At 43.9% G+C, this 26911-nt stretch carries 27 protein-coding genes and 1 riboswitch; of the genes, 20 read left to right on the forward strand and 7 right to left on the reverse strand.

The window, feature by feature from the left end:
• The first annotated feature begins 48 nt into the window (after positions 1-48).
• The 9 genes from dinG (at position 49) to DMO16_RS03150 (ending at position 9614) form a co-directional block, all read left to right on the forward strand.
• Complete coding sequence (gene dinG, locus DMO16_RS03110) at positions 49-2859, forward strand: ATP-dependent DNA helicase DinG (RefSeq protein WP_129475270.1); 2811 nt, start codon at positions 49-51, stop codon at positions 2857-2859.
• Positions 2860-2943: 84 nt separating this feature from the next.
• On the forward strand, positions 2944-3114 hold the full coding sequence (locus tag DMO16_RS03115) for a YpmA family protein (protein WP_074440488.1): 171 nt from the start codon (positions 2944-2946) through the stop codon (positions 3112-3114).
• Between the two features lie 14 nt (positions 3115-3128).
• The gene (locus DMO16_RS03120; RefSeq protein ID WP_061970597.1) at positions 3129-3608 is read left to right on the forward strand and encodes a hypothetical protein; all 480 of its coding nucleotides are present in this window, start codon (positions 3129-3131) and stop codon (positions 3606-3608) included.
• An 18-nt stretch (positions 3609-3626) separates the two neighbouring features.
• A complete protein-coding gene (locus DMO16_RS03125) occupies positions 3627-4811 on the forward strand; it encodes a pyridoxal phosphate-dependent aminotransferase (RefSeq protein WP_061970594.1) in 1185 nt (394 codons plus the stop codon).
• 78 nt (positions 4812-4889) lie between these two features.
• Positions 4890-6182 carry an asparagine--tRNA ligase gene (gene asnS / locus DMO16_RS03130; protein ID WP_061970592.1) on the forward strand — a complete coding sequence of 431 codons (1293 nt, stop codon included), beginning with the start codon at positions 4890-4892 and terminating at the stop codon, positions 6180-6182.
• A gap of 192 nt (positions 6183-6374) precedes the next feature.
• Positions 6375-7094, forward strand: coding sequence for a DnaD domain-containing protein (locus DMO16_RS03135; protein ID WP_061971667.1), 720 nt, complete (start codon positions 6375-6377; stop codon positions 7092-7094).
• A gap of 56 nt (positions 7095-7150) precedes the next feature.
• Positions 7151-7837, forward strand: a complete 687-nt coding sequence (gene nth / locus DMO16_RS03140) for an endonuclease III (protein ID WP_129475272.1) — start codon at positions 7151-7153, stop codon at positions 7835-7837.
• Positions 7824-8288, forward strand: coding sequence for a YpoC family protein (locus DMO16_RS03145; RefSeq protein WP_129475275.1), 465 nt, complete (start codon positions 7824-7826; stop codon positions 8286-8288). The genes nth and DMO16_RS03145 overlap by 14 nt, the downstream gene beginning before the upstream one ends.
• 54 nt (positions 8289-8342) lie before the next feature.
• A complete protein-coding gene (locus DMO16_RS03150) occupies positions 8343-9614 on the forward strand; it encodes a glycosyl hydrolase family 18 protein (protein ID WP_129475278.1) in 1272 nt (423 codons plus the stop codon).
• Between the two features lie 45 nt (positions 9615-9659).
• Here DMO16_RS03150 and DMO16_RS03155 read toward each other — a convergent pair whose 3' ends face one another.
• The 3 genes from DMO16_RS03155 to DMO16_RS03165 form a co-directional block, all read right to left on the reverse strand.
• Complete coding sequence (locus DMO16_RS03155) at positions 9660-12356, reverse strand: PBP1A family penicillin-binding protein (protein ID WP_129475280.1); 2697 nt, start codon at positions 12354-12356, stop codon at positions 9660-9662.
• 58 nt (positions 12357-12414) lie between these two features.
• Positions 12415-13041: a Holliday junction resolvase RecU gene (gene recU / locus DMO16_RS03160; RefSeq protein WP_061970579.1), complete on the reverse strand. Its 627-nt coding sequence runs from the start codon at positions 13039-13041 to the stop codon at positions 12415-12417.
• Positions 13042-13125: 84 nt separating this feature from the next.
• Complete coding sequence (locus DMO16_RS03165) at positions 13126-13374, reverse strand: glutaredoxin family protein (RefSeq protein ID WP_061970577.1); 249 nt, start codon at positions 13372-13374, stop codon at positions 13126-13128.
• A gap of 109 nt (positions 13375-13483) precedes the next feature.
• Here DMO16_RS03165 and DMO16_RS03170 point away from each other — a divergent pair, with 109 nt between their 5' ends.
• Positions 13484-14470: a DUF2515 family protein gene (locus DMO16_RS03170; protein ID WP_129475283.1), complete on the forward strand. Its 987-nt coding sequence runs from the start codon at positions 13484-13486 to the stop codon at positions 14468-14470.
• Positions 14471-14874: 404 nt separating this feature from the next.
• Here DMO16_RS03170 and DMO16_RS25105 read toward each other — a convergent pair whose 3' ends face one another.
• Entirely contained in the window at positions 14875-14997 is a 123-nt protein-coding gene (locus DMO16_RS25105) for a hypothetical protein (RefSeq protein ID WP_276203847.1), read from the reverse strand.
• Between the two features lie 191 nt (positions 14998-15188).
• On the opposite strand from DMO16_RS25105, the gene DMO16_RS03175 reads away from it, so the two are divergent.
• The 7 genes from DMO16_RS03175 (at position 15189) to DMO16_RS03205 (ending at position 19889) form a co-directional block, all read left to right on the forward strand.
• Positions 15189-15707 carry a MerR family transcriptional regulator gene (locus DMO16_RS03175; protein WP_061970570.1) on the forward strand — a complete coding sequence of 173 codons (519 nt, stop codon included), beginning with the start codon at positions 15189-15191 and terminating at the stop codon, positions 15705-15707.
• 62 nt (positions 15708-15769) lie between these two features.
• Positions 15770-16144: a YppE family protein gene (locus DMO16_RS03180; protein ID WP_240482243.1), complete on the forward strand. Its 375-nt coding sequence runs from the start codon at positions 15770-15772 to the stop codon at positions 16142-16144.
• 150 nt (positions 16145-16294) lie between these two features.
• Positions 16295-16822 (forward strand): hypothetical protein, encoded by a 528-nt coding sequence (locus DMO16_RS03185; RefSeq protein ID WP_129475285.1) that lies wholly within the window; start codon positions 16295-16297, stop codon positions 16820-16822.
• Between the two features lie 5 nt (positions 16823-16827).
• Positions 16828-18051, forward strand: coding sequence for a DEAD/DEAH box helicase (locus DMO16_RS03190; RefSeq protein WP_061970563.1), 1224 nt, complete (start codon positions 16828-16830; stop codon positions 18049-18051).
• Entirely contained in the window at positions 18052-18522 is a 471-nt protein-coding gene (locus DMO16_RS03195) for a hypothetical protein (RefSeq protein WP_129475287.1), read from the forward strand.
• A 169-nt stretch (positions 18523-18691) separates the two neighbouring features.
• Entirely contained in the window at positions 18692-19603 is a 912-nt protein-coding gene (locus tag DMO16_RS03200) for a rhodanese-related sulfurtransferase (RefSeq protein ID WP_061970558.1), read from the forward strand.
• 100 nt (positions 19604-19703) lie between these two features.
• On the forward strand, positions 19704-19889 hold the full coding sequence (locus DMO16_RS03205) for a hypothetical protein (RefSeq protein WP_061970556.1): 186 nt from the start codon (positions 19704-19706) through the stop codon (positions 19887-19889).
• Between the two features lie 40 nt (positions 19890-19929).
• Here DMO16_RS03205 and putP read toward each other — a convergent pair whose 3' ends face one another.
• Both putP and DMO16_RS03215 read right to left on the reverse strand, forming a co-directional pair.
• Positions 19930-21423 (reverse strand): sodium/proline symporter PutP, encoded by a 1494-nt coding sequence (gene putP / locus DMO16_RS03210; RefSeq protein ID WP_129475289.1) that lies wholly within the window; start codon positions 21421-21423, stop codon positions 19930-19932.
• 301 nt (positions 21424-21724) lie between these two features.
• Positions 21725-23113, reverse strand: coding sequence for a peptide MFS transporter (locus DMO16_RS03215; protein WP_129475291.1), 1389 nt, complete (start codon positions 23111-23113; stop codon positions 21725-21727).
• Positions 23114-23210: 97 nt separating this feature from the next.
• Here DMO16_RS03215 and DMO16_RS03220 point away from each other — a divergent pair, with 97 nt between their 5' ends.
• Positions 23211-23813 carry a metallophosphoesterase family protein gene (locus DMO16_RS03220; protein WP_347232824.1) on the forward strand — a complete coding sequence of 201 codons (603 nt, stop codon included), beginning with the start codon at positions 23211-23213 and terminating at the stop codon, positions 23811-23813.
• A gap of 271 nt (positions 23814-24084) precedes the next feature.
• Positions 24085-24163, forward strand: a riboswitch (ZMP/ZTP riboswitch).
• Between the two features lie 112 nt (positions 24164-24275).
• Positions 24276-25475, forward strand: coding sequence for a phosphoglycerate dehydrogenase (locus DMO16_RS03225; RefSeq protein WP_061970551.1), 1200 nt, complete (start codon positions 24276-24278; stop codon positions 25473-25475).
• 64 nt (positions 25476-25539) lie between these two features.
• On the opposite strand, the gene DMO16_RS03230 is transcribed toward DMO16_RS03225, so the two are convergent.
• Entirely contained in the window at positions 25540-25896 is a 357-nt protein-coding gene (locus DMO16_RS03230; protein ID WP_061970549.1) for a DUF2512 family protein, read from the reverse strand.
• Positions 25897-26019: 123 nt separating this feature from the next.
• Here DMO16_RS03230 and mutM point away from each other — a divergent pair, with 123 nt between their 5' ends.
• A complete protein-coding gene (gene mutM / locus DMO16_RS03235) occupies positions 26020-26829 on the forward strand; it encodes a bifunctional DNA-formamidopyrimidine glycosylase/DNA-(apurinic or apyrimidinic site) lyase (RefSeq protein ID WP_129475295.1) in 810 nt (269 codons plus the stop codon).
• The last annotated feature ends 82 nt before the right edge of the window (positions 26830-26911 follow it).

Here is a 26911-nt window from a genome sequence, read left to right on the forward strand (position 1 = left end):
GAGCTGCACTGCTTATAAGTGCATGCCGTTTGACCTGAGGTGAAAAGGATGAACAACCGTTATGTTGTGATTGATGTAGAAACGACTGGAAACTCCCCCGCACGCGGAGACCGGATCATTCAGATCGGAGCTGTGGTGGTTGAAAATGACATAATCGTTGACCGTTTTTCTTCCTTTGTGAACCCGGAAATCCCCATTCCTCCGTTTATTGAGCAGCTTACCGGGATCAATGATGAGATGGTTACGGATGCCCCTTTGTTTGAAGAGATTGCACCGGCCATTTTACAGATGCTTGAAGGATCTTATTTCGTCGCCCATAACGTATTATTTGATTTGAACTTTTTGCAGGAAGAGTTTGAAAACAGCGGGTACCGGCGATTTTCCGGACCAATGATTGACACCGTGGAACTTTCCAGAGTTTTATTGCTGCAGGCCGACAGCTATCAGCTGGGGCAGTTGGCAGATTACCTGGGTATTGTCCATGAAAACCCGCATCAGGCCGATAGTGACGCGGAAGTAACCGCACATTTGCTCGTTCAGCTGCTCGATAAGCTCAACACTCTTCCGCTCTTGACGCTTCAGCGACTTGAACCCTTTTTGAAAAAGATGCAGAGCAGTCTGGAGGAAATCGTAAAGGACATCATCATTTCGAAGTCTTCCAGAATAGAAGATGAGGAAGGAATGGATTATTTCCGGCAGCTCGCGATCAAATCTTTTTCACCGGTTGAAAAAGAGGACATCGGAGCAGACGCCGCCGTAGATCCTCAATCATTGCTTCGCACCCTTGCGGAGGAAATGGAACATTATGAAACAAGAGAAAGTCAGCAAAAGATGATCGGTATGGTTTTTGAAGCCATGGAAGATCATCAGCATGCCGTGATTGAAGCCGGAACAGGTGTCGGAAAGTCGCTTGGCTACCTTATCCCTTCCTTGGTGTACGGAAAGCAGCATGACCGGCCGATCGTCATCAGTACACATACGATTCAGCTTCAGCAGCAGCTTATGGAGCGGGATATTCCCATTCTGAAGAACATTTTGCCGTTCCCCTTTCATGCCACAGTCCTGAAAGGCCGCAATAACTATCTGTGTCTGCGCAAGTTTGAACAATCACTGGATGACAGCTACGATGATAATTACGATACGAATCTGACGAAGGCCCAACTGCTCGTCTGGCTGACTGAAACCACCCAGGGCGATGTTGAAGAGTTAAACCTTGCATCAGGCGGCAAGCTGTTCTGGCAACAGGTGAAAAGCGATTCGGGCTCATGCCTGAATCAGCGGTGTCCCTGGTTTTCCAGATGTTTTTATCATCGTAAACGAAAAGAGGCCATGGTGTCTGACCTTGTCATCACAAACCATGCTCTTTTGTTTACCGATGTAAAATCCGACGCCCAGCTGCTGCCTTCTTACAAGGAGGTAATTATTGACGAAGCCCATCATGTGGAGGAAGTGGTAAGCGACCATTTCGGCGTTCAAACGGATTATTTTGTGTTTGCAAGGTTACTTGAACGGATGGGGACAAAGGAAGATAACGGGCTTGTGCAAAAGCTTTACGAACTGACAGAGGCCGCAGAAGTGACAGGACTGGAAGAAGCCCTGGACAAAATCGCCCTGAAGCTTCCAGATCTTAAAATGGAGCTGGATGAGTTGTTCCGTACCCTTCGTGACTATGTGCTTGAAGCCAAAAAAAGCAGTATGAACGACTTTGGCCGAGTGAGCTACCGGTACGGTGATCGGGAAGGAAAACGCGTAGCCTGGCAGGCGATCATGGAGATGTCCCAGCGTGTTCATTTTGAAGTCAATGATCTGGAAAAGCTGTTAAAAAAGACGGCACAGCTGTGCGATGAAAAAGAAGACCATTTCAACTTTAAACAAAAAGGGCTTGTCGCTGATTTTAATGGTGTGAGAAACCAGCTGCAAGAGGAAAAGGAAAAACTGCGTCACCTGTTATGGGAGGTGAACGATGATGAAGTATTCTGGCTTGAGGTGGAGGCGAAGGGCGCAAAAAATGCCGTGTATCTTTACAGCAAACCGATCGTGATCGGGGATATGCTGGCTGATGAATTTTTTGCCAAAAAGAACAGCGCGGTTCTTACTTCGGCAACGCTGTCGGTCAGAAATTCGTTTCAGTATATGACCTCCCGGCTGGGTCTAGATGATTTTGGGCCAATGACTGCTAATCTTCCATCACCGTTCTCTTACGATCAGCAGGTGAAGTTCATGGTACCTGAGGATGTTCCGCTCATCAATGAAGTGGACCAGGAAACCTTTGTTGCCGTTATTGCACGGCAGCTTTACAATATTGCCAAAGTAACCAGAGGCAGAATGCTTGTTCTGTTTACCTCGAGTGACATGCTTAGGGAAACCTACAATGTGTTCAAAAACATTTCGGATTCAGACGAGTTTGTCCTGTTTGGACAGGGAATTGACAGCGGAAGCCGGGCACGGTTGACGAAGAATTTCAAGAAATTTGAACAGTCGATTCTGTTTGGCACAAGCAGTTTTTGGGAGGGGATCGACATTCCGGGCGAAGATCTGTCCTGTCTTGTCATCATCCGGCTTCCGTTTGCGCCGCCTGATAATCCGGTCACGGCAGCCCGGGCAGATAAACTTAAGAAAGACGGAGGCAATCCGTTTATGGAGCTTTCCCTCCCGCAGGCCATTATCCGCTTCAAGCAGGGGTTTGGACGATTGGTCCGTACACAAAGGGATAAGGGTGTCGTGTTTGTTTTCGACAGAAGGATAACAGAGACGCGCTACGGCAATTCGTTCGTTACTTCTCTGCCGCCGGTACCCGTGCAAAAGGGTCTGATGGCCGACCTGCTGACCGATCTTGAAGGATGGCTCGATCCGTCATAAAATAGATGGAGATTGCCTGTCCAAAAATGGCAGAAGTCTGATATAGTAAGTTACGAGATGGAATTGGGTAAGGAGGCAGCAGGTTTGGAGAGCAGAATCAAAGTTCTTTCCACTGTGAAGATCAGCAAATCGCCTGACCTTTACAAGGTTGTGACCGAATTAAACAAAACATTGAAACACAAAGATGTCATGTTCGGTCTGGCACTCGATGAACAGGATGAAAATAATATGATATTTACCATCTACAAAACATAAAAAGGGTGCACGAGATGAAAAAATGGTGGATTATTCTGGGGATAGCCTGTATCGTAATTATCCTCTGGCAGAGCATTTCACTGTATAATAAGATTCTTTTAAACCGTGATGCGGAACAGGAGAGAGCAGTACAGGCCGCACAAAACGATTATCATTTAAAGGTTCACCAGATGGATTATTATCACGGCAATCAGGCGCTGAATGTGCTAAGCGGCACCTCCGGCAAGTATGGGAAGGTATATGTGCTGGTTAATAACAAAGGCAAGACCAAACTGGTAAAACAAAGTGATGGCCTGACAAAGCAGCAAATGAAGAAATATGTGGACAAAAACCTCAAACCAAAGGAATGGGTGAATCTCCGGCTTGGAATGGAGAACAACCAGGTGGTATGGGAAGCCGTTTATCTGGATGATAACGGAAGGTATACGTTTTACTACGGCGATTTCCAAACAGGAGAACGCTATAAAAAATACAGCATCAAGCAAGAAATCTAAAAGTGAGGGATGAGAAGAATGGAACTGGCAAACCGAGTAAAAGCACTTACACCATCTACAACACTGGCCATCACGGCAAAAGCGAATGCATTAAAAGCAGAGGGGCATAATGTGATTGGACTGGGCGCAGGAGAACCGGACTTTAATACCCCTGAACACATCATTGAGGCTGCCTACCGGGCCATGAAGGAAGGGCATACGAAGTATACCGCTTCCGGAGGCCTGCCTGCCCTTAAAAAGGTGATTGCAGAAAAATTCAAGAAAGACCAGAATCTTGACTATTCGCCTCAGGAAATTGTAGTTGGAACGGGAGCGAAACAATCGCTCTATTCACTTTTTCAGGTTTTACTAAACGACGGAGACGAGGTCATTATTCCAACACCGTACTGGGTGAGCTACCCCGAGCAGGTGAAACTGGCAGGCGGTGTACCGGTTTATGTGGAAGGCAAGGAAGACAATGCGTTTAAAATTACACCTGCACAGCTGGAAGAAGCGGTGACAGGAAAAACAAAAGCGATCGTCATCAATTCCCCAAGCAATCCAACAGGCTCTCTGTACAATGAAGAAGAACTGAGACAAATCGGGGAAGTATGCTTAAAACATAATATTGTTATCATCTCGGATGAAATCTATGAAAAATTAATTTATGGCGGTGCACAGCATACGTCCATTGCCCAGCTTTCTCCGGAGCTGAAAGAACAGACCATAATTATTAATGGGGTTTCCAAGTCCCATTCCATGACGGGATGGAGGATCGGCTATGCGGCAGGCAACAGTACGGTTATTAAAGCAATGACCAACCTGGACAGCCACAGTACATCCAATCCGACCACGATTTCCCAATATGGCGCGATTGCTGCTTATGAGGAAAGCCAGGAACCGGTGGAAGAAATGAGGATTGCTTTTGAATCCCGTCTGAATACCGTTTATGAAAAGCTGATTCAAATTCCGGGCTTTTCATGCGTGAAACCAAAAGGTGCGTTTTATCTTTTCCCGAATGTGAAGGAAGCGGTTAGATTGACCGGCTTTAACAGTGTGGATGAATGGGTGGCAGCGCTCCTTGAGGAGGAGAAGGTTGCGCTTGTTCCGGGTTCAGGCTTTGGAGCACCGGACAATGTAAGGCTTTCTTATGCTACATCCCTTGAAAAATTTGAGGAAGCTTTGGAGCGGATTGCCCGGTTCATGGAAAAAAAGAGCAAATAACAGATTTTGAGGGTATTTGATTTTTATAAGTGATTAGATGATAATCACTTATACATAGAATGATTTGGAGGGTGTCACGTGAAAACAACAATATCCCAATTAAAAAGCCATATCGATGAGACAGTAACCATCGGTGCCTGGCTGAGCAATAAGCGCTCAAGCGGCAAAATTGCATTCTTGCAGCTTCGGGACGGAACGGGCTTTGTTCAAGGAGTGGTCGTTAAAGCTGAAGTGGCTGAAGACATCTGGACAACAGCCAAAGGACTTACACAGGAAACCAGTCTTTATGTGACAGGGAAAGTCCAGCAGGATGACCGCTCTCAAACAGGTGTGGAGCTCGTTGTTTCAGACGTGAAGATCATTAACGAAGCAGTGGATTATCCGATTACGCCAAAAGAGCATGGCACAGAGTTTCTGATGGATCACCGCCATCTCTGGCTTCGTTCCAAACGCCAGCATGCGATTATGAAAGTCAGAAATGAAATTATTCAGTCCATGTATGAGTTTTTCCACAAAAATGAATTTATCAAAGTCGACCCGCCTATTTTGACAGGCAGTTCCGCCGAAGGAACAACGACTTTGTTCCATACCAAATATTTTGACGAAGATGCATATCTTTCTCAAAGCGGACAGCTGTATATGGAAGCTGCAGCCATGGCGCTTGGAAAGGTATTCTCGTTCGGTCCGACTTTCCGTGCCGAAAAGTCAAAAACACGTCGCCATTTGATCGAATTCTGGATGATTGAGCCTGAGATGGCTTTCGTGGAGCATGAAGAATCCCTCGAGATTCAGGAGCAGTTTGTCAGCCATGTGGTACAATCCGTGCTTGAACGCTGCAAGCTTGAACTGACTGTGCTAGGCCGAGATCTTTCCAAGCTTGAAAATGTAAAAGCTCCGTTTCCGCGGATTTCTTATGATGATGCGATTACACTTCTGAAAGAAAAAGGATTTGATGATATCGAGTGGGGAGAAGATTTTGGTGCGCCTCATGAAACAGCGATTGCCGAAAGCTTTGACAAGCCTGTTTTTATCACCAATTATCCAAAAGAAATCAAGGCCTTTTATATGAAGCCGCATCCTGAACGAGATGATGTCGTGCTTTGCGCGGACCTGATTGCACCGGAAGGCTATGGGGAAATCATCGGAGGAAGCCAGCGTATTGACGATCTTGAACTGATGAAAGCCCGCTATGAAGAGCATGGACTTACAGATGATGCCTACAAATGGTATCTTGAGCTCCGCCAATATGGCAGTGTGCCGCATTCCGGATTTGGTCTGGGTCTTGAGCGTACTGTCGCCTGGATCACCGGCGCCGAACATGTCCGTGAAACCATTCCGTTCCCACGTTTGCTGAACCGACTGTATCCTTGATTTTTTAAACTTACTTTAGAAAAAACTTTTAAAAAACCTCCTCTTTAAGGAGGTTTTTCACCTTTCACCCGGGACCTGTCTGTAGGGCGGTTACACCTATCCGTCTTAAGCTTCATCGATGTTTTCACGGCAACATCATGATTGGGGAAAGAAGGCTTACTCGTGGTATACTGATGAAGAAGGGGTGTTATGATGGAAAAGGCATTATTTTTGAAATGGCTGTCAGAAGGAACGATTTCAATACCCCATGTTCTGTTTAAGCATTACCGGTCCATCGGACTTCAGGACGAAGAATGCATGCTACTTCTGCATGTACATACATTTATAGAATCAGGGAATCCCTTCCCGACTCCGGAGGAGCTTTCCGGAAGGATGAGTATTACCCCCACCCGTTGCATGGGAATGCTGAGAGGTTTTATCCAGCAGGGGTTATTGGAGATCGGCCAATATGAAGACGATGAAAGAGGCATGTACTACGAAGCGTATTCCCTGAATCCGCTATGGGAAAAATTGCTTTCGATCCTTTCCGGCCAGGAAGCTGAGCGGGACTTAGCCAATAAAGAAAAAGAAGAACAAAGTGTCTATACCATTTTTGAACGGGAATTTGGACGGCCGCTGTCTCCCATGGAATGCGAAACTCTGAAGATTTGGATCGATCAGGACAGGCATACTTCGCCATTGATCATTTCCGCGTTAAAGGAAGCAGTCATGACAGGTAAGCTTAATTTTCGCTATATCGACCGGATTCTGTTTGAATGGAAGAAGAATAATATACAAACACCAGAACAAGCCAGAACGTACGGAGAGAAGTTCAGGGCGCGGCAAAACAAACATGCGGCCAGGCCGGCAGAATCCTCTGACAGCCGCAATCAATTCTCTGTTCCCGTATATAACTGGCTTGAGCAATCATAGACGAGGAAAATCTCGTCTGTTTTTGCATGTAAGGGTATTAAATCAGGAGGATGACTATGCTGAATAAAACAGAGATTGCTTATTGCTTGGATACCATAGGAGAGATGTTTCCCGATGCCCATTGCGAACTGAATCACAGCAATCCCTTTGAACTCACTATCGCTGTTCTTTTATCGGCACAGTGTACAGATGCCCTGGTGAACAAAGTCACACCGGGGCTCTTTGCCAAATATAAAACACCAGATGATTACCTAAAGGTGCCGATTGAGGAATTGCAGGATGATATACGTTCCATAGGACTGTACCGGAACAAGGCAAAAAATATACAAAAGCTGTGTTATATGCTGCTGAACGATTATGGCGGCAAGGTGCCCGAGGACCGGGATGAGCTTACAAAGCTGCCGGGTGTCGGGAGAAAAACGGCCAATGTTGTCGTTTCTGTTGCCTTTGGCATTCCGGCCATAGCCGTGGATACGCATGTGGAACGGGTGACAAAGCGTTTGGCCATCTGCAAATGGAAGGACTCTGTGCTGCAGGTTGAAGAAACATTAATGAAAAAGATGCCTAAAGAACAGTGGGGCATCACTCATCACCGTCTCATTTTTTTCGGAAGGTATCATTGCAAGGCACAAAGTCCGCGCTGTCCGGAATGCCCGCTGCTTGAACTATGCCGGGAGGGCCAAAAACGAATGAAATTGAGCGTCAAAAAAGCTCAACTTGTAAAAAAAGATGAAAATTCCTGATTCCATGAACCATCCGCTTTTTTTTGGAAAGGACAATAACCGGGCAGAAGTCCCGTTTAGGGAAGACATAGAGGCCATTAGCTTTCCGCATCAATGGCCGTTGTCCCCTGAGCAGCTGCAGAATAAGTTTGATCAGTGGAAAACAGAAGGTGAGAGGATCAGGCAGTTATTTTCAGAGCGGAAGCCACAGGAAGCAAGAGGCCCCATGATCCGCCAGTTGAGCTGTTTCATACAGGCGCTGTATTGGTCCAACAAAAGAAGGGTGGACGATTTGGTTCAATGGCACGACACCGTGCCCTCCCTCCCGGTAAAGCCTGTCAATATCGTGGAGCGGCTGGAGATGATTATTAACCGGCCCGCCCATTTTACAGCGTGGATTCAGCTGAATGAGCTGTTTTCGGAACTGGAAAAAAAGGTTGCTACCCATTCCCGTTTCCCCCACAAGGAATAGGGACAGATTCTTATCACATAGAATGTGTCATGAGAACGTCTAGGAGGGGGAGTTATGCAAATCCATATCGTCAAGAAAGGGGATTCCCTGTATAAGCTGTCACAATTTTATAATTTACCTTGGCAAAAAATTGCTTCAGTGAATGCCCTTGGCCAGCAAGATGTGCTGGCAGTCGGACAAACGCTGCTTATTCCTGCGCCTTTTGAATATAAAGTGAAAAAAGGAGACACGTTCGACAAGATTGCCGCAAAGCTAGGCGTTACGAAAGCGGAACTTCAGCAGGCAAATCCTGAAGTATCGGAAGGCCAGCTGATGGAAGGGCTCGCACTCACTGTGCCTAAGAAACGCAAACGCACGATTACAACGAACGCTTTCGCCGAACCTTCGGATAAGTCCCAGGAAAATTTTAATCATGCGGCGAAGGCATTGAGCTATATCTCTTTGTTCAGCTATGAAGTGAAAGAAAATGGTGATCTGAAACCCTTGGATGATGGCTCGTTTTTACAGGATATCAAAACAAAAAATGTCCGTCCGCTTCTTTCATTGACAACCATAAAAAATGGAGCGTTCAGCAGGGAACTGGCTACTACTATTTTAAAAAACCAGGCCATCAGCAATAAGGTGATCGAGAATACCGCGAAAGTCATGAAAGAAAAAGGGTATGTGGGCGTTAACGTGGATTTTGAATATATCGGGGGAGAGAACAGAGAGCGGTATAACCGGTTCCTGCGCGCCATGACCGAACGTATGCATAAAGACGGGTATATATCCACTACAGCTCTTGCTCCCAAGACCAAAGAAAAACAAAAAGGCATTTGGTATGAAGGCCATGATTACAAGGCACATGGACAAACCGTGGATTATGTAATTCTCATGACATATGAATGGGGATACAGCGGTGGTCCTCCATTGCCGGTAAGCCCGCTCACAGAAGTGAAAAAAGTGATTGACTATGCGGTAACTGTGATTCCGAGAAACAAAATCCTCATGGGGATCAACCTTTACGGCTATGACTGGAAGCTTCCCTTTGTTCAGGGAGGGCCGCAGGCCAAGGCGCTCAGCCCGGTTCAGGCTGTACAGCTCGCGGCCAAGCGAAAAGCGGCGATCCAATATGACAGCAAGGACCATGCTCCGTATTTTGTATATTATGATAAAGAAAAGAAAGAGCATAAAGTCTGGTTCGAGGATTACCGCAGCATGAAAGCCAAATTTGATCTGATTGATGAGTATAAGCTGGGAGGCGCGAGCTTTTGGAACCTCGCGTTTGATTATCCGGGTTTGTGGAATTACCTGGAGGACCGGTACAACATCCGCTTTCAATCATAAAAAAGAACGCCGCCCTGGCTGCTCGGGTCGGCGTTCTTTTTTATTCTATTGGTTAAGATCCGGAAGGGCAGGGAATTGCTGATCGTTCTGTCGCTGCTGCTGCCGTTGATCTTGGTTATTCCCATTTCCTTGGCCATTTCCCTGGCCGTTTTGGTTTCCTTCAGTGCCTTGTGGATTTTGCGGCTCTGCCGTGTTTGGCTGCCCGGTACCGCCTTGCTGGTTTCCGCCTTGATCAGGCTGATTACTTTCGCCGCCTTGGTTTTTGTTCTGATCACCTTGCTCCTGATTTTGATTGCCGCCCTGCTCTTTTTTGCCGCCCTGCTGTTTTTTGCCACCCTGGTTTTGATCGCCAGGATTATTTTGATCAGGCGGAGTACTTTGGGCAGGAGGCTGTTCGCCAGGAACCGTGACCGACGTTTGCGCAGGCGGGCTTTCCTTATTCGTTTCACTGTTGATGGCGGTCACTTGGAAGCTGTAGGTTTTTCCTGCTTCTGCATTAGGAACGGTAAAGGACTGGTCCTTGATCGTTTGTTCGGCTGCCTGTGTGCCATCCACACTGGCGGCTACTTTATAAATGGTCTTATCATTGCCTTTATAGTTCCATTTTACATCAATGGCATTTTTCTTTTTATTGTACTCGGCTTTAAGGCCTTCAATAGAAGCGGGTTGGTCGTATTTATCTGATACTTGATTTGGCTCTGTACCGCGTACGAACAATTCATGCGCTTTCTCGTTCTCAGGTGTAAATTCGCCTGCCTTTTTATTGGTGCCTTTTTCAAGCGTGACATCGACAACTGAATTCGGTTTTTTGAAATCTGAACCGTCATGGTTAAGCCTGCTCATGACCTCTTTAAAGATGAGCTTGGAATAGTTCCGCTGATTTGTATCCAGATAATGAACCCCTTCATTGTCCTTTTTGCTGTTATAACCTGTCCACACGGCTGCGGAGTAGGAAGGAGTATAACCCGCCATCCAGGCGTCATTTGTTGCACTTTTCGGGATTCCGTTGGCGTCCCTGAACTCCTTCGGCAGGTTGGTGGTTCCTGTTTTTCCGGCAAGATTTAAGCCGGGGACATTCGCCATTGCCCCTGTTCCTCCGCTTTTCATGACACCCTTGAGCATGTCGGTGATCATATAAGCGGTAAAGTCATTCATCGCCTTGACCGGTTTAGTATCCGGTTTAACAACGTCGCCATTTGGAAATTCAATTTTTTTGATCGTTGTTGGTGCATTGTAGACCCCTTCGTTACCAAAGGCTGCGTAGGCACCCGCAAGATTTAGCGGTGTGATCCCTTTTTGGAATCCTCCGATGGCGTAGGCGGGAGGAGCTGAATCAATATTGATGCCAAGCTTGTTGGCAAAATCAACGGCTTTATCTTCGCCCACTTCCATAAATGTGCGGACGGCCGGCGTATTTTCTGATTTTTCAAGCGCCTGGCGCATGGAAACCTCGCCGAACTCCTCATCGTTAAAATTATGGATGGTCGAACCATTAATCGTAATAGGTGAATCCTTCAAAATGTGGCCGGTATTCCATTTAAAATGATCAATGGCAGGACCATAGTCCAAAATTGGCTTAATGGTGGAACCTGGCTGACGCTGATTTCCGGAAGCATAATAGGCACTCATAAGGTTTTCCTCACGGCCGCTTCCAATGGCGCGGATGCTGCCTGTTTTTGTGTCGACGATCGCGATGCCTGATTGCAGTTTTTTGTTTTCATTTTTAAGGAACGAAGCGTTTTGCAGAACATCTTCGGTGGCTTCTTGTGCTTTCGTATCCATGTTGGTGTAAATTTTCAGACCATCGGCGAACACATCGACATTTTTCATGCCATCCATCTTCTGAATGTCTTTGATTACCTGTTGAAGATAAGCTTCATGGATTCGCGTTTCCTGAAGGCTTCCTTTGTGCAGGCCTTTCGTAACCGGTGTGGCTTTTGCTTTGTCTGCTTCCGCCTTCGTAATATAACCGTACTTTTCCATTTGACCCAGAACGACGTTTCTTCGTTTTTCTGCAGCTTCGGGGTGAACTAATGGATCATAGTTGCTTGGTGCTTTTGGAAGCCCGGCAAGCAATGCGGTTTGCGGAAGCGTCAGCTGATCGAGCCGGTCCACATCGAAATAGGTTTTGGCTGCTGTTCCGATGCCGTACACGTTATGCCCGAAATAAATCTTATTAAGATACATTTCAAGAATTTGTTCTTTCGAGTATTTCTTCTCGAGCTTGATCGCCAGATAGGCTTCTTGGATTTTACGGGTCAGAGATTTTTGGTTCGTTAAAATGGTGTTTTTTACCACCTGCTGCGTAATGGTGCTTCCACCTTGTGAACCGAAACCGCCGGTTACATTGGCAAGGGCGGCACCGAAAATACGCCGCACGTCAACACCGTGATGTTTATAGAAACGAACATCCTCTACTGCCACAAACGCATCCCGGACGTTTGGCGGGATATCCTTTATTCCAGCTTTTACCCGATTTTGCTCGGAAAAGAGCGAGGTGACCATTTTTCCGTCTTTATCATAGATCTGGGAAGATAAAGGCGTTTTTAATTTGTCAGGATCGAGCTTCGGTGCTTTCGCCATAATGACGCCGACCGAAATCGTTCCTATTATGAACATGATAACGATAAAAGCTAGAATCGCTTTAAAAAAAGGAAACTTCTTTTTCCTTTTTGGGACAGGTTGTTTGCCGTTTTCGGCTGCCTGCCTTCGTTCTTGCCTGCTGCGGTATTCATTCGACATAGTTGTATCAACCTTTCAATAACTGCAATGTACATTATGATTATTCGTCAATAAGCCGTTATTTATGAACCTTGCCTTCATCTTCGTTATGAAAGTACATTTTATCAATGATTTTCAAATAGTCAATTCTCGGCAAAAAACCCGGTGAGATAGGGTGTCCAAGCGACTCGATCTCTTTTTTGGGTATCGACTTTCTTCCGTTCGTTTGATCATTCCAATAGGGGATCAGGTGGCCGGCGTCGAGAAGGTAGATTTCATTTAATGTTGAAAAACGCAGGATGATGAAGGCTATTCCCCCATGAGCAATGATTGCTTCCATATGCCGAATCTGGTGTTCATGAAAATTGCGAAGCGGAAAAGAAGTTTTGTTTTTTGTTTCCTTCGCTTCAAAGTCAATGTACTTTCCCTGGTATATGCCGTTATAATCGGTGGTAGAAGCAAGCTTAAAGTAGGCTTCCTTAATCACAGCGGCAGACCGCTTTGGATATTCAACATTAACAATTTGAACCGGTGTCGGTTTTTTATGAATGACGGCAATCCCCCGTTCCAAATAGAATTCATTGCTTTTGTTCAGATCTTCCTCCAGCGTCATTCCCCGGTTTCCGTAAGAAACCTTATTCTTTGAAGCAGGGGAAGACAGGGCAGAAGACGGTTTTTTTCCATTAGGATATTGAATCGGTGCCATGTTTTCACATCCTTTTAAAGAATGGCAAATAAAAACTATGTCAGCATAATGGCCGGCATAGTCTTTTTCCCTTTGTTCACTTTCTTATCCCAGTTGAAGAAGGGATTCCAGTTCGTCTTGTTTGAATCCAAGCACAATGTTTTTGGACTCTCCGTCCATGATGACGGTCACAGGAGTGGCACTGGCTCCAAGGTCAATCACTTCATTCATGTATTGAGGGTTTTTGCGGATATCGCGTTCCTCGAATGGGATTTGTTTTGAAGTCAGCCATTCCTTTTCAGCAAAGCATGGGGAACAGGTTTCCTGCGTGTAAATGATTACTTTTTGCTTCATGAGATCCTCCAGACAGATTCTTATCCTTTCATTTTAGCGTTTTTCTATCTGTCTTACAAATATTTTACCAACAGTTGCAAAGGCTAAAAGAAATGAAGGGAGGGCTTATATGACCAGCAGAGCATGGGGAAATGCCGTTGTGGAGGAAATCCGGCAGAGAACGGATGCCGGCAATCTAGATAATATTTCACGTACCGTATTATATGAGCGTTTTTTTAGAAACCATCCGGAAATCAAGTGGTCGTTTCTCGCTTCGCTTGTGTCTAGAAATGCGGGTTATAACATGTGTGACCTTGAAGGTGAATGGTTCAGCCGTTCCATTGTGCCTCACTATCGAAACCTTCTTTTCCTAACCTATGAACGGGCGAATTGGCTCATTTTTTCCGATGCATACCCCCAGTTGCTTCTTTATGAAAAAAGCAAGGAGGCAGGAAAACCTCTTTTCTCCCTTCTTCCATTGTTTAATGTTTCTGCCTTTATGCAAAAAGAATGGATTGCATTTTGGCAAAAAGGGGATGAAGAGCGGCTTTGGACCTCCCTCATCATTAATGAACAGCATTTGATCCAAAAACCGGTGATTGAGCACCCGGTATACCGGAAGCGTGTTTTTTTGTCTATGCCGTACAGGCTTCAGAATTGGCTTCATTTCAGCACGGTGCTTTTTCCCACCCTGAACGGAGAAATTTACGGCTTTTCCGTACATGGTTTCCGAAAGGTGCAAAACCGCATTTTGCTTGGAAGGAGGCTGGCCTGGCTATTGTTTCAGTCTCCGTACGCCAAAGCTTTTGATGAATTTTCGCGGGTCATACCCCACACCGGATCCCGGCATGACTATGAACAATACGTTTATCCCAACCAGAGGCGGGAACCGGAACTTCTCAGGCTTATATATCCACTTGTGCAGCATGGCCGTCCTTCGCTGCCCGACTGGAGCCGGAAAACAAAAAACCTGCAGGCGTATTACCATAAGCTCACTATTCCGAGAAACATTAACTTAACAAACTGGTATCACCACAAAGAATTGCAGCTGCAGCTCGGTATCTTGCTGCAGGAATTGATATTTAAAGATAAAAATGGTTGGAAAAAAGAACGTTAAAAAAGTGTCCCGGATGAGCGGGGCACTTTTTGTAGGTTCAGCTTTTCATGATCCAGCTTCAGGACCCAGAAACTCGCTCATTTCACTCTTTGTCAGAAAACAAAAAACGTTTTATGACAAAGACCTCCAATGCTTTTCGTCTCTAAACGGGTCCTTCAGCTTTTCATGATCCAACTTCAGGACCCAGAAACTCGCTCATTTCACTCTTTGTCAGAAAAGAAAAAACCTTTTATGACAAAGACCTCCAATGCTTTTCGTCTCTAAACGGGTCCTTCAGCTTTTCATGATCCAACTTCAGGACCCAGAGACTCGCTCATTTCACTCTTTGTCAGAAAACAAAAAACGTTTTATGACAAAGACCTCCAATGTTTTTCGTCTCTAAACGGGTCCTTCAGCTTTTCTCTTTATGTAGCTGGGTAGTTGGGGCCTTCCAGTTTTTTGTCGCCGTATCCTTCTTTTTTTTCCTGTTCAGGGGCGTTTGTCATTTTTTCCTGCTCCTGCTCCAGGCTGTTTTCGTGCTGTTCCATGTTTCTTCACCTCCTTCTCGTAGTGTTAGGCAGTAGGTCCTGTTTCATACAGGATAACAGTGTCGAAAGGCGGGTTTTTTTGAATAAAACCACTTTCTTTGCCGAATCAGTTCTAGTTTTGTCACCTGTGAAGGGAAACGCTAAAGAGGAGTGAATACTTTTGTTATAAGATAACGGGGAGGGAATTAGAAATGGAAATGGTGTTTAAAACAAAAACGGTTTCGGAAGAACTTGGTGTCAATCCAACTACCATTCAGCGCTGGGTAAAGCATTTCAATCTTGCGTGCCAGAAAAACGACCATGGTCATTATCTGTTTTCCGAGCAGGATATTGAAGATTTGCGGGAAATCAAAAAACAGCTGGACGCAGGTTTGCTAATGGGAGATATTCAAATCGCAGCAGCAAAGATTAAAACGCCTGAGCCTATCGCCAAGCCGGCAGGAGCGTTTGATGAACGGTTCGATCAATTGATGGCCCAGATCGAAAAGCTGGAAAAAAAGCTGGAGGAAAAAGCAGACGATGTGTTGTCATACCAGGTTTTGCAGCATGCAACAGAAATGGATGACATGATGAAGCGGCTGGTTAAAATAGAAGAAAAAATTGAAGATATTGAAGTAAAACTTTTAAAAATGCCGGATGGCGCACAGGAAGATGCTTCAGGTTTTAAAAAACAGCGCCGCAATTGGCTGGTGGGACTTTTCACGCTGTAACCTTCTTTTAAAGGAAGCTCGTGCATTTTATCCTTTGTTTTGATAGGATAGAGGGGTCAGGAGTGAAATCATTACGTATGGAACAACGTCTTATTCAACTTACTCAACAGCTGCTGGGTAAAAACAAAGCAGCAATGGACCAATATCTTACTAAAACAAAAAAAGAAGGGTATGAAGTCGACTTCTATGGCGAGGTTAAGCCGTTTGCCGACGAAATCCAGATGTTAACAGAGGAATGGAAACCCCTTGCGCTTAAGTGGGTGGAAAACAACCGTCCAAAGTATATCCATGTGCCCCAGATAAATGATACGTTTGATAATCTGAACTTTATTGCGGTATTTGCTTTCCAGCTCGACACCCGGGAAAAACGATTTACCGAGATGATCAAATCCATTGATTATGTCCTGAGTACATTGCTGGATCGGCTTCTTTCATAAAAGACGGAAACTGCCACCGTCTTTTTTATTTTGCCCGTTATAAATTCGCGCTGGCCGGATGAAATGAGTAAAATAAAAGAAATGAAATTGTCATTCATTAAAATAATTTCACGTACCGTATTATAATGATTTAAAAGAAAGGGTACTTACATGTTTGATCCGACCATCTATGAAAACTTGAAAGTTATTCTTGAGGGAATGGCTTACGATCTTGATTTTGAAGGAGTTTTAAAAGTAACCGGCCGGAAAGACCTCGTTGACTTGGCTTCGATGAGCAGAACCTACAGTTTAGAGGTTTTGTTAAGCGGCAAAAAAGAAAAGGATGTCCGCGCGAAAATCGGATTAAAAGCTGGTTTAGAAGATCTGGCTGATGAAATAATGGAAAGAGAAACCGAACGTACAGGCTGTATTTTTTCTGTTACTTTTTACACCACTGTACAGGATATAGATGCAGAATGTTCCAGGATTGGTGAAGCTATGAGAAGACTGTGGAAAACGGATGGAGAGGTTACACAAACTCTTTCCTATATTTATGGTTTGCCAAGAGGAAGCTACCAGAATCAAATCGATGTTGTCATTCATCTCAAATTGCATGAAGAAAATAGTGAACAGCTTGAGGATTATGTTAACCGGATCCTTCTTGCTGCTGAACGAATACTAAATAAAGGGGGACGTTAATCGTTATGGCTACAAAAACACCAATTCAAGAATTACAGCCTTATTTGCAGGAGAATTGGAAGGAGGCGGCTTTCGATTCCTTAACGCCAGTTCAGAAAGAAATGCTGCCGTTTATGCTTGAGCGAAAGGATCTTGTCGTAGAATCACCGACAGGGACAGGAAAAACGCTCGCCTATTGTCTGCCCTTACTTGATAAGATTGATAGCTTATCAACGGCATTGCAGGCTGTTGTAATCGCGCCAACTAAAGAACTTGTGATGCAAATTCACTCGGTCCTTCAGGAATACGCGAAAGGAAGCAACATTACAGGGACAACATTAATCGGCGGGGTAAATGTGCAGCGGCAAGTGGAAAAGCTCAAGAAAAAACCGCATTACATAGTCGGTACACCGGGAAGAATCCTGGAGCTTTATAAAAATAAAAAAGTAAAGCTTCATGAGGTGAAAACCATTGTTGTCGATGAAGCTGACATTGTTTATGATATGGAATTAATGGATGAAGTACAGAATATTGTTAAAGGAACGATGAAGGATCGTCAGCTTGTTTTTGTGTCAGCAACCATTTCTAACAAAGCAGAAGAGATCGCCAAAGAGTGGATGAATACTCCGCATTTCATAAAAATCAGCCGTGATACGGAAGAACGGGAGTCCATTGCAAATATATATCTGATTTCTGAAAGACGTGATAAAATAGATAATCTGAGGCGCATAATTCGACACCATTCGAACATGAAAGCGATCGTTTTCTTTGGGGCCAATTTAAAACTTGAAGAGATCGCCGCCAAGTTTGCTTACCGGGGCATTACTGTAGGTGTATTATCCGGACAGGCAACAAAACAGGAACGGCAAAAGGTAATGAGAGAATTTCGTTCCAGCAACCATGCGTTGCTTCTTTCTACAGACCTTGCTGCCAGAGGACTTGATATTAACGGATTAACACATGTTATTCATTTCGATCTCGCCGATTCCGAAAAACAATTCATACACCGTTCTGGCAGAACAGGAAGAGCGGGACAAACAGGAACCGTCATTTCGCTGGTTACCGAAAGAGAGGAAAATGTTCTGTTAAAATGGGCAAAAAAGCTCAATATGCCTGCAGAAAAGGCAGTGATTAAGCAGGACCAGCTGCTGCCGGCTTCACAGATTCAGCAGAAGCCAGCCAAAAAGAGAAATCCAAGGAAATCAACACCCCAGCGAAGCGGTAATTTTATAAAAAAGAAGGGGAAGTAATTGCTGGTTAATGAACGATTGGTACAAAAAATAAATCAAATGGTTGAAAACTTTAATATTTCGGTGGACATTCACATTGAAGCCAAATGCCCGCTGAACCGGAATATCGGAGGCAAATATAATGAGGGCGAACAGTCCATCACATTGTATCTGGAAGAAATTCAGGCACAAAGCGAGTGGTTGTTTCCCAATGAGGATGTTTTCGTAGAGTATGCGAGTGTCATTTTTGCTCATGAAGCAGGACACGCCACAGATCCTTATTTGCAAAAACTCGTGGAGCTTTATGATTCGACAGAAGATGAATTCAAACGAAAAAAAATTGAACTGCTTGTAGAAGTTCAAGCATGGAAGATCGCCAAGGAGCTCGTACAGGAGCTTCCTGATGAATTTTTCAGTAAAATAAAGAGAATTTCCTTAGAACATCATTATGAAGCTGTCTCGCAAGGTTTCAAGGATGAAGGGGTTGCCTAAACCGGAAAGGTCCTGTGCCAAGAGCACGGGACCTTTTTATTAAGAATCAAATGAATCATACTTTTATACATAGCTGCACCGGGAAATGCCGCTAATAAGAGGTCTGCCCTTTTTCTTGGAAATTTGATATGATAGTTGAGTTGAAACTACGCAATTGGAGTGAAAATAAGTGAATTATCAGGTATTGCTGTTTTATAAATATATTGCGATTGAAGATCCGGAAGCGTTTGTTTCCTCTCATCTTGATTACTGTAAGTCAGTAGGCTTGAAAGGGCGAATTTGGGTGGCGAAGGAAGGGATCAATGGTACGGTCTCCGGAACGTTGGAGCAAACATCTGAATATATGAACCGTATGAAGAACGACGAACGTTTTCAAGATATGGTTTTTAAAATTGAAGAATCGGATCATCATGCGTTTAAAAAAATGAAGGTCCGGCTCAAAAAGGAAATTGTAAATTTAAGTTTGGATGATGATGTGAATCCGAACGAACTTACAGGAAAACATCTTACCCCGAAAGAATTTTATGAAGCATTGCAGCAGGAGGATGTGGTAATCCTTGATGCCAGAAATACGTATGAATACGACCTTGGGCACTTTAAAGGAGCCATCCGGCCGGAGATCGAAAACTTCAGAGAACTTCCTGCTTGGGTCAGAGATAATTTTGATAAATTCAAAGATAAAAAGGTTCTGACATATTGTACAGGAGGGATCCGCTGCGAAAAGTTTTCTGGATTTTTGATAAAGGAAGGATTTCAGGATGTTTCCCAGCTCGAAGGCGGCATCATCTCCTATGGCTATGATCCTGAGGTGAAAGGAGATCTTTGGGACGGAAAATGCTATGTATTTGATGAAAGAACCTCGGTCGCGGTTAATCGTGCAGGAACGGAAAAGGTAGTCGGCAAATGCTATCACTGCGGAAAGCCGGAGGAGCGGTATGTTAAATGCGGAAATCCCGAATGCAATCAACATCTATTAATGTGTGAACCTTGTGAACACAGGTCTAAAAGAGCGTGCAGCACGCAATGCAGAGATCATGAACGGAACCGTTATGTCACAGAGAAAAATATAGCACCATCATAAATCGTAAAAAAAAGCATCCTTTGACAAAAAGGATGCTTTTTTAGCCGGGAGTCTACGGTGTATAATGGACAGGAGAGATAACAGGGAAGGTGTGTAGTTGATGATCGATGTAGAGATGCCGGAAAATAAACTGGAACTGCTCCCTGCTGTATTTATTTTTATTATTTTCGTGATACTTGCATGGATGACTGTCAAGTTCCTAAAAAAACTTCATGAACGTGAATTGAAAAAAGCAGAAGAGGCAGAAGCAAAAATGAAAGAATATTATCTTCATAATAAACATTAATTAAAAAAACGAGGCAGCTCAATGCTGCCTCGTTTTTTATTTAAGCGTTCTTCATGTTGTTTACTTCTTCTGTCAATGTTTCTTCCATCTCTGCAAATGTGTTTTGTACGTTGTTGGTTGGTGATTTCGTCAACAAACTTACAACCACAACAGCAATAAGGCTGAGGAAGAAACCAGGAATCATTTCATATGCCTGCTCTTTTAAACCAGGGAACTGTACCCAGGTTATAACAGCTACAGCACCGACAATCATACCAGCAAGTGCTCCCCATTTTGTCATCCGTTTCCAGTAAAGACTGAGCAAAATCGCTGGACCAAACGCTGAACCAAAACCAGCCCACGCATAGCCTACAAGAGACAGGATTGTATCATTTGGGTGGTAGGCAAGGATAGACGCAATAACGGCAACAAGCAATACAGCCAAACGTCCAATGGTTACAAGCTCTTTATCTGAAGCTTCTCGGCGGAAGAAGGCTTTATAAAAGTCTTCTGTCATCGCACTGGATGTAACCAGCAGCTGAGACGAGATCGTACTCATGATCGCAGCCAGAATGGCAGCGAGCAGGAATCCGGTGATCAGCGGGTGAAACAGTATCGTTGAAAACTTGATAAATACTGTTTCCGGATCGCCCAGTTTAATTCCTGATTTATGGAACCATGCGATTCCGACCAAACCAGTAAGGACTGCTCCCAGCAAGGAAATACCCATCCAGCCCATTCCGATACGGCGGGCAACTTTTAAATCTTTGATGTTCGTAATCGCCATAAAGCGGACGATGATGTGGGGCTGTCCAAAATATCCGAGTCCCCAGGCAAGCATGGAAATCAGGCCAATTGCTGACGTACCTTTAAACAGATCAAATTTGGTTGCATCCATCTGTTTAACGGTATCAATCGTTGATTGCACTCCGCCTACGTCTGTAAAGGCAACAATAGGCACAAGCACAAGGGCAATAAACATAATGATGCCTTGTACAAAGTCGGTCCAGCTTACCGCAAGGAAACCTCCAAACAGCGTGTAAGCAACCACTACTCCGACTGTAACGAATAATCCCACTTTGTAATCAAGGTTAAAAGAACTTTCAAACAAGCGGCCGCCTGACACCAATCCGGCGGAACAATAGAAAGTAAAGAAAACGATGATGACAATCGCTGAAGCAAATCGTAAGATCCTGGCTTTGTCGTTAAAACGATTTTCCAAAAAGTCAGGAATAGTAATGGAATCATTCGCTACCTCAGTGTAGGTACGAAGGCGCGGAGCAAGCACAAGATAGTTTACATATGCTCCAATCAATAATCCTACGGCAATCCAAATACTTGATAGCCCGGTCGCAAACATGGCTCCGGGTACACCCATAAGCATCCATCCGCTCATGTCTGAAGCTCCTGCTGAAAGCGCGGTAACCGCGGGTCCGAGACCTCTGCCCCCAAGCATGTAATCTGACAGATCGGACGTTTTCTTGTACGCCCAATATCCAATTCCTAGCATGCCGGCCATATAGATAGCCAGCGAAGTGATAACACCAATTTGCACCAAATCTCCCCTTTTTTAAGTTTTTCTTTAGCAGCTGGTTTTTTCATCTTCGAGCAGCTGCAGGTTCTTCCGACGAAAGTGCTTACGGTTACTTAACCTAACAAAAACTTTACATCCCTTCAAGTCGCGAGCTGTTTGCAAATCGATTGGAAAAACAGGTTGAGCGTATACAGGACAAGAGGTTCAGGGGAAATAAGAAAGAGGTAAAGTAAAATAATTTAAAATTTTCAGTCAGGTAATCACCACAAAAAAGAGGATTCAGATCCATTAGAAAATGGACCAAGAATCCTCGTACAAAACGTTATTGAGCGGACATTTTGACCAATTTTTTGGATAGTCCTAAAAGAACCAAACCAAGGAAAATGGTTACACCGCCGATAATCATAAACACTTCGAAATAACCAAGTGACTCAGTGGTTGAAGCCAATTGTCCGGCAAGAATATTTGCAAATCCGGACCCAGCAAGCCACACACCCATCAACAGTGAAGCCAGCTTAACTGGTGCAAGCTTACTTACCATGGACAAACCTACTGGCTGCAGGCATAGCTCCCCGATCGTATGAAGGAAGTAGGTAAGGACCATAAAGATCATATTGGCCTTAACAGCAGAAGAGTCGCCTGTTCCTGTTTGAAGAAGAGCAGGGACAAGTACAGCGAATCCGGCGCCAAGCAAGATCATGCCTGTTGCCATTTTGGTTGGTGTAGCCAAATCGCCACGCTTCGTTTTTGATAATTTTACCCATAGTACAGAAAGAATTGGCGCAAAGATTACGATAAAAAGAGGGTTTAATGACTGGAACCAAGAGGTTGGAACAGTCCATCCAAATACCGTACGGTCAATAAACTTGTCTGTATAAAGGGTTAACGAACTACCGGCTTGTTCAAATCCGGCCATAAAGAAAATAACAAAGAAAGTCAAAATAAAGATAACTTTAATTCGGCTTTTTTCAGCCTTGGTAAGAGGTTTCTTTTTCTCTTCTGTGCTGACTGTGTTATGCGAAACGCCGACCGGCTTTTTGCCGATATCTCCCAAATACTTATTGCCAAGAAGGTTGAACAGAAGCTGCCCGACAATCATACCGATCGCAGCAGCAAGGAATCCGAATTTGAACCCGAAGTGCTCCACTCCATTTACCGTAGTCTTAAAGTAATCTTCAGCCAGGAAACCAACAATTAATGGAGAGAAAAAGGCTCCAATGTTAATACCCATATAGAAAATGGTAAATGCAGCATCTTTACGTGCATCGCTTTGCGGGTATAGATCCCCAACGAGTGTAGAAATATTAGGCTTAAAGAAACCATTCCCGATAATCAATAAGGCTAACCCAATGTAAAATGCCGCATGGCTTTGGTTGGCAAACAATACAAAGTTACCAAGTGCCATTGTGACACCGCCAATGGTGATCGCCAGACGTTTTCCTAAGAAACGGTCGGTTAAATATCCTCCTATTAACGGGGTAAAATAAACGGCGCCGGTGAAGAATCCGTAAATACTAAGCGCAAGGCCTTCACTCATACCGAGTCCGCCGCTAATCAACGATTTTGTTAAATAAAGAACAAGAATTGCTCTCATGCCATAATAACTGAATCTTTCCCACATCTCAGTGAAGAAGAGCAAGTATAGGCCAGGTGGATGTTTCTTTTTTGTCTGGAGCTGAATGTCCTGCTCCACTTTAACAGTTGCTTCCATCTTGATGCCTCCAATATATTTAAACTATTAATATTTTAATTTACTAAATATTTAGTAGTCAATGAAAATTATAGGAAAATGTTATTATAATTTAATTATGAAAATAATGAATTATCAAAACATAAACCGTTTTCCTTGCGGGTACAGTGAAAATAGACCCGTGCCAAATGGATCAAAAAGAAATAAGGAGCTGAATTTTTCTGTGAAAATTGTTGTATTATCAGATACTCACATGCCCAAAAGGGCCAAAAAAATACCTGAGAGGCTAATTGCCGATCTCAAGACTGCTGATTTAATCATCCATGCCGGTGACTGGCAGACACCAGATGTGCTTCATCAATTGAAGCAGTATGCTCCGGTTGAGGGGGTAACCGGAAATGTTGACGGACCCGAAATGAGAAATTTTTTCAATGAAACCCTTTTTTTGAATGTGAATCAATTTATTATAGGTGTGGTTCATGGCCATGGCACCAAACAAACAACTGAAAAAAGGGCAATAGCCGCATTTAATGAAGTAGATGTGGATTGTATCATCTTCGGCCACTCGCATATTCCAAAAAATTACCGCCGTAACGGAGTCTTAATGTTAAACCCCGGCTCACCGACGGATAAAAGAAGGGAAAAGTGTTATTCCCATGCAATTCTTACAATTGATGATGAGATGACTGCCGAACATATATTTTATGATAATAAAGATTAACATTATTAATCATTATACACCTTTCATTTCATGTTTTCAAAAATTGGAATTTATCCCTTATGCCTTATGACATATTAGCAGTGTTTTCATATTTATCATCTTTCAAAGTGATGAGAACTTGCTCGGTAATTAATATGATTTCAATCAGCAACAGTGACAATATCAGCCAGATTCCAGAATATTTAACCATACTAGGAATGATATTAACAGAATTTTTACGAAATAAGTGTTGATACGTGCGGAAAAGTCTGATAGAATGATACAAAATCTAAAGGCTATGTGTAACTGGCGAAACGCGGATCACCGCGAGGGAGCACATAGTGTCGTTGCCGTTCGCCTGGGCAGAGGTAAGGGGATATTTATCCCTTTGCCTCTTTTCGTTTATTTGTCAAGGCATGTTCACCTTATCTTTTTGGCAAAGAGGCGAGACACAAACCCATAAAAAAAGAGGAGAGAACCAAAATGACCACAACTGCATTGGAAACAGTAAAGACCATCAAAACCTTGAACAATATCGCGGAAAGCGGATTGAAGGTTTTCAGCAACGGGATTTATAAGATTGATAATGAAAGTGAAAATCCTGATGCCATTGTTGTACGAAGCTTTAATATGCATGCTTTAACTTTCGGTGATGAACTAAAAGCCATCGCGCGTGCGGGAGCCGGTGTCAACAATATTCCGGTCGATCAATGCACAGAAAAGGGAATTGTTGTTTTCAATACTCCAGGTGCAAATGCCAATGCTGTAAAAGAAATGGTTCTTACTACACTGATGGCTTCTTCCCGTAACCTGTTTGCAGGCATAGCCTGGACAAAAACCCTTGAAGGGGAAGGAGACCAAATTCCAAAACTGGTTGAAGCAGGGAAAAAGCAATTTGTCGGAAAAGAAATCAAAGGAAAAACACTAGGTGTGATCGGTTTAGGGGCGATAGGTGCGCTCGTTGCCAATGATGCGCTCGATCTTGACATGGATGTTATCGGTTTTGATCCATTCATCTCTGTGGACACAGCATGGAACCTGTCCAGAAATGTCCAGAGGGCGATGACTATTGAGCAGCTGTACGAAGAGTGTGACTATATTACGGTTCATGTTCCCTTTACACCAGATACAAAAGGTATGTTTAATCAAAAGGCCTTTAACGAAATGAAACCCGGAGTGCATATCCTAAACTTCTCCCGTGGTGAGCTTGTAAACGAAGTTGATATGCTGGCCGCACTGGAAGACGGTACTGTTGGCCGCTATATTACGGATTTTCCAAACGAAAACGTGCTTAAGATGAAGAATACTGTTTCTATTCCACATCTTGGCGCATCCACAAATGAATCTGAAGAAAACTGTGCCATTATGGCTACCCGGCAGGTCAAAGAATTTTTGGAAACCGGTAATATCAAGAATTCTGTTAACTTTCCAAACGCCTCTTTGCCATATACAGGTAAGCTTCGAGTGGCCGCGTTTCATGAAAATGTGCCCAATATGGTCGGCCAAATCACTCAGGCGGTGTCCAGCTATCATTTGAATATTGCCGACATGGTGAACAGAAGCCGGGGCGGATATGCGTATACCATTGTTGATATTGACAATAAGGTAAACGGCGACGTCATTCCGGGACTGGAAGAAAAAATTAAAAACATTGAAGGTATTGTATCAACACGTGTCATTTAAATGGTTCTCTTACGAAAAAAGACCGTCATTCCAAGAATGGAATGGCGGCCTTTTTTATTGAAAGTTAAATGGGTTCGCTATGAGCCCTGTGGGTTGCCAAAAGAAAACGATGAGTTACATATTCCAGAACACCGAGCAACAGGCTCGTCAATAAGGCCCCATACCATGTCATGGATGCCTCCCATTGAAAGTTCGAGGCATAGTAAACAAGGATCCATGAAACCATAACATCAATGAGGACACTGATCCAAAGTACTCCTTTTCTTAAAACAAAATATTCGAGTGGCACACCAAGTACCGCCAGGGTGATGGCAACAACGGCAATTTGCCAATAGTCCTCAAAATGTACGCCTGGAAGGAAAACGGCGGAAAGAATTAACACAACGGGAATCGCTATAAGTTTTATGATCAGACTGCTCATGTTGTACCTCCTACCTCCTGTTCTTCTTTGATATTGTAACCACGATGATAAACTTTCATGTCTGAACGACAGAAAAATGGCAAATACTAAACGTCAAATAAATGGGAGCGGGAGGTTTGAAAGATGCCGGAATTACCAGAAATGGAAACCTTCAGAACGATTTTATCGAATCAATTAAAAGGCAGACCCATTACGCAAGTGGAGATTAACCGGGAAAAATCCATTAATCTTAATCCATCGCTTTTCACTGCCCGTGTGAGAGGAGCCATGATTACTGACATCAGAAGGCGGGCCAAACATTTGATTTTCCAATTGAATAACGGATATGCCCTGCTTCTTCACCTCATGCTCGGAGGCTGGATGTACATTGGAAATGACGAAGACAACCCTGAGAGAACCAAGCAGGTGGTATTGTCTTTTGGTGATCGAAAGCTGTATTTTATTGGGCTTAGATTGGGCTACCTTCATTTACTAACAGCAGCGCAATTGAAAGAAAAATTGGAGGAACTGGGTCCTGAACCGTTGGATCCAAATTTTACAGAAAAAATCTTTCTAGAGCATATAAGCAAGAAAAGGGGAACACTGAAAGCAGTGCTCATTGACCAGAAGTTTATCGCAGGGATTGGAAATTGTTATTCCGATGAAATTTGCTGGCAGGCCCGGCTGCAGCCGGAACGAAAAGCTTCTGAGTTGACTAAGGACCAAGTCCGCCTGCTGTTTCAAGCCATTCAACCTATACTCACGAGGGGTATTGAACACGGTGGTTATATGGAGAATCCCACCTATAAGGGAGACCAAAAGTCGGGTGGATATAACCACCATTTGCTGGTATATGACAGAGAAGGCCAACCTTGCAGGCGCTGTGGAACACGTATTCAAAAAACAGAGATTGCTTCCAGAAAATCATTTTCATGTCCTGACTGCCAGAAATAATCGGTAAAGACCATAATTATGCAAGGAGACAGAAATGTCTCCTTTTTTTATTAAATAATATGTTGACATATATCATCTATAT

Origin of the sequence: Fictibacillus sp. S7 (assembly GCF_004127935.1) — a bacterium.
Lineage (GTDB): Bacteria > Bacillota > Bacilli > Bacillales > Fictibacillaceae > Fictibacillus_C > Fictibacillus_C enclensis.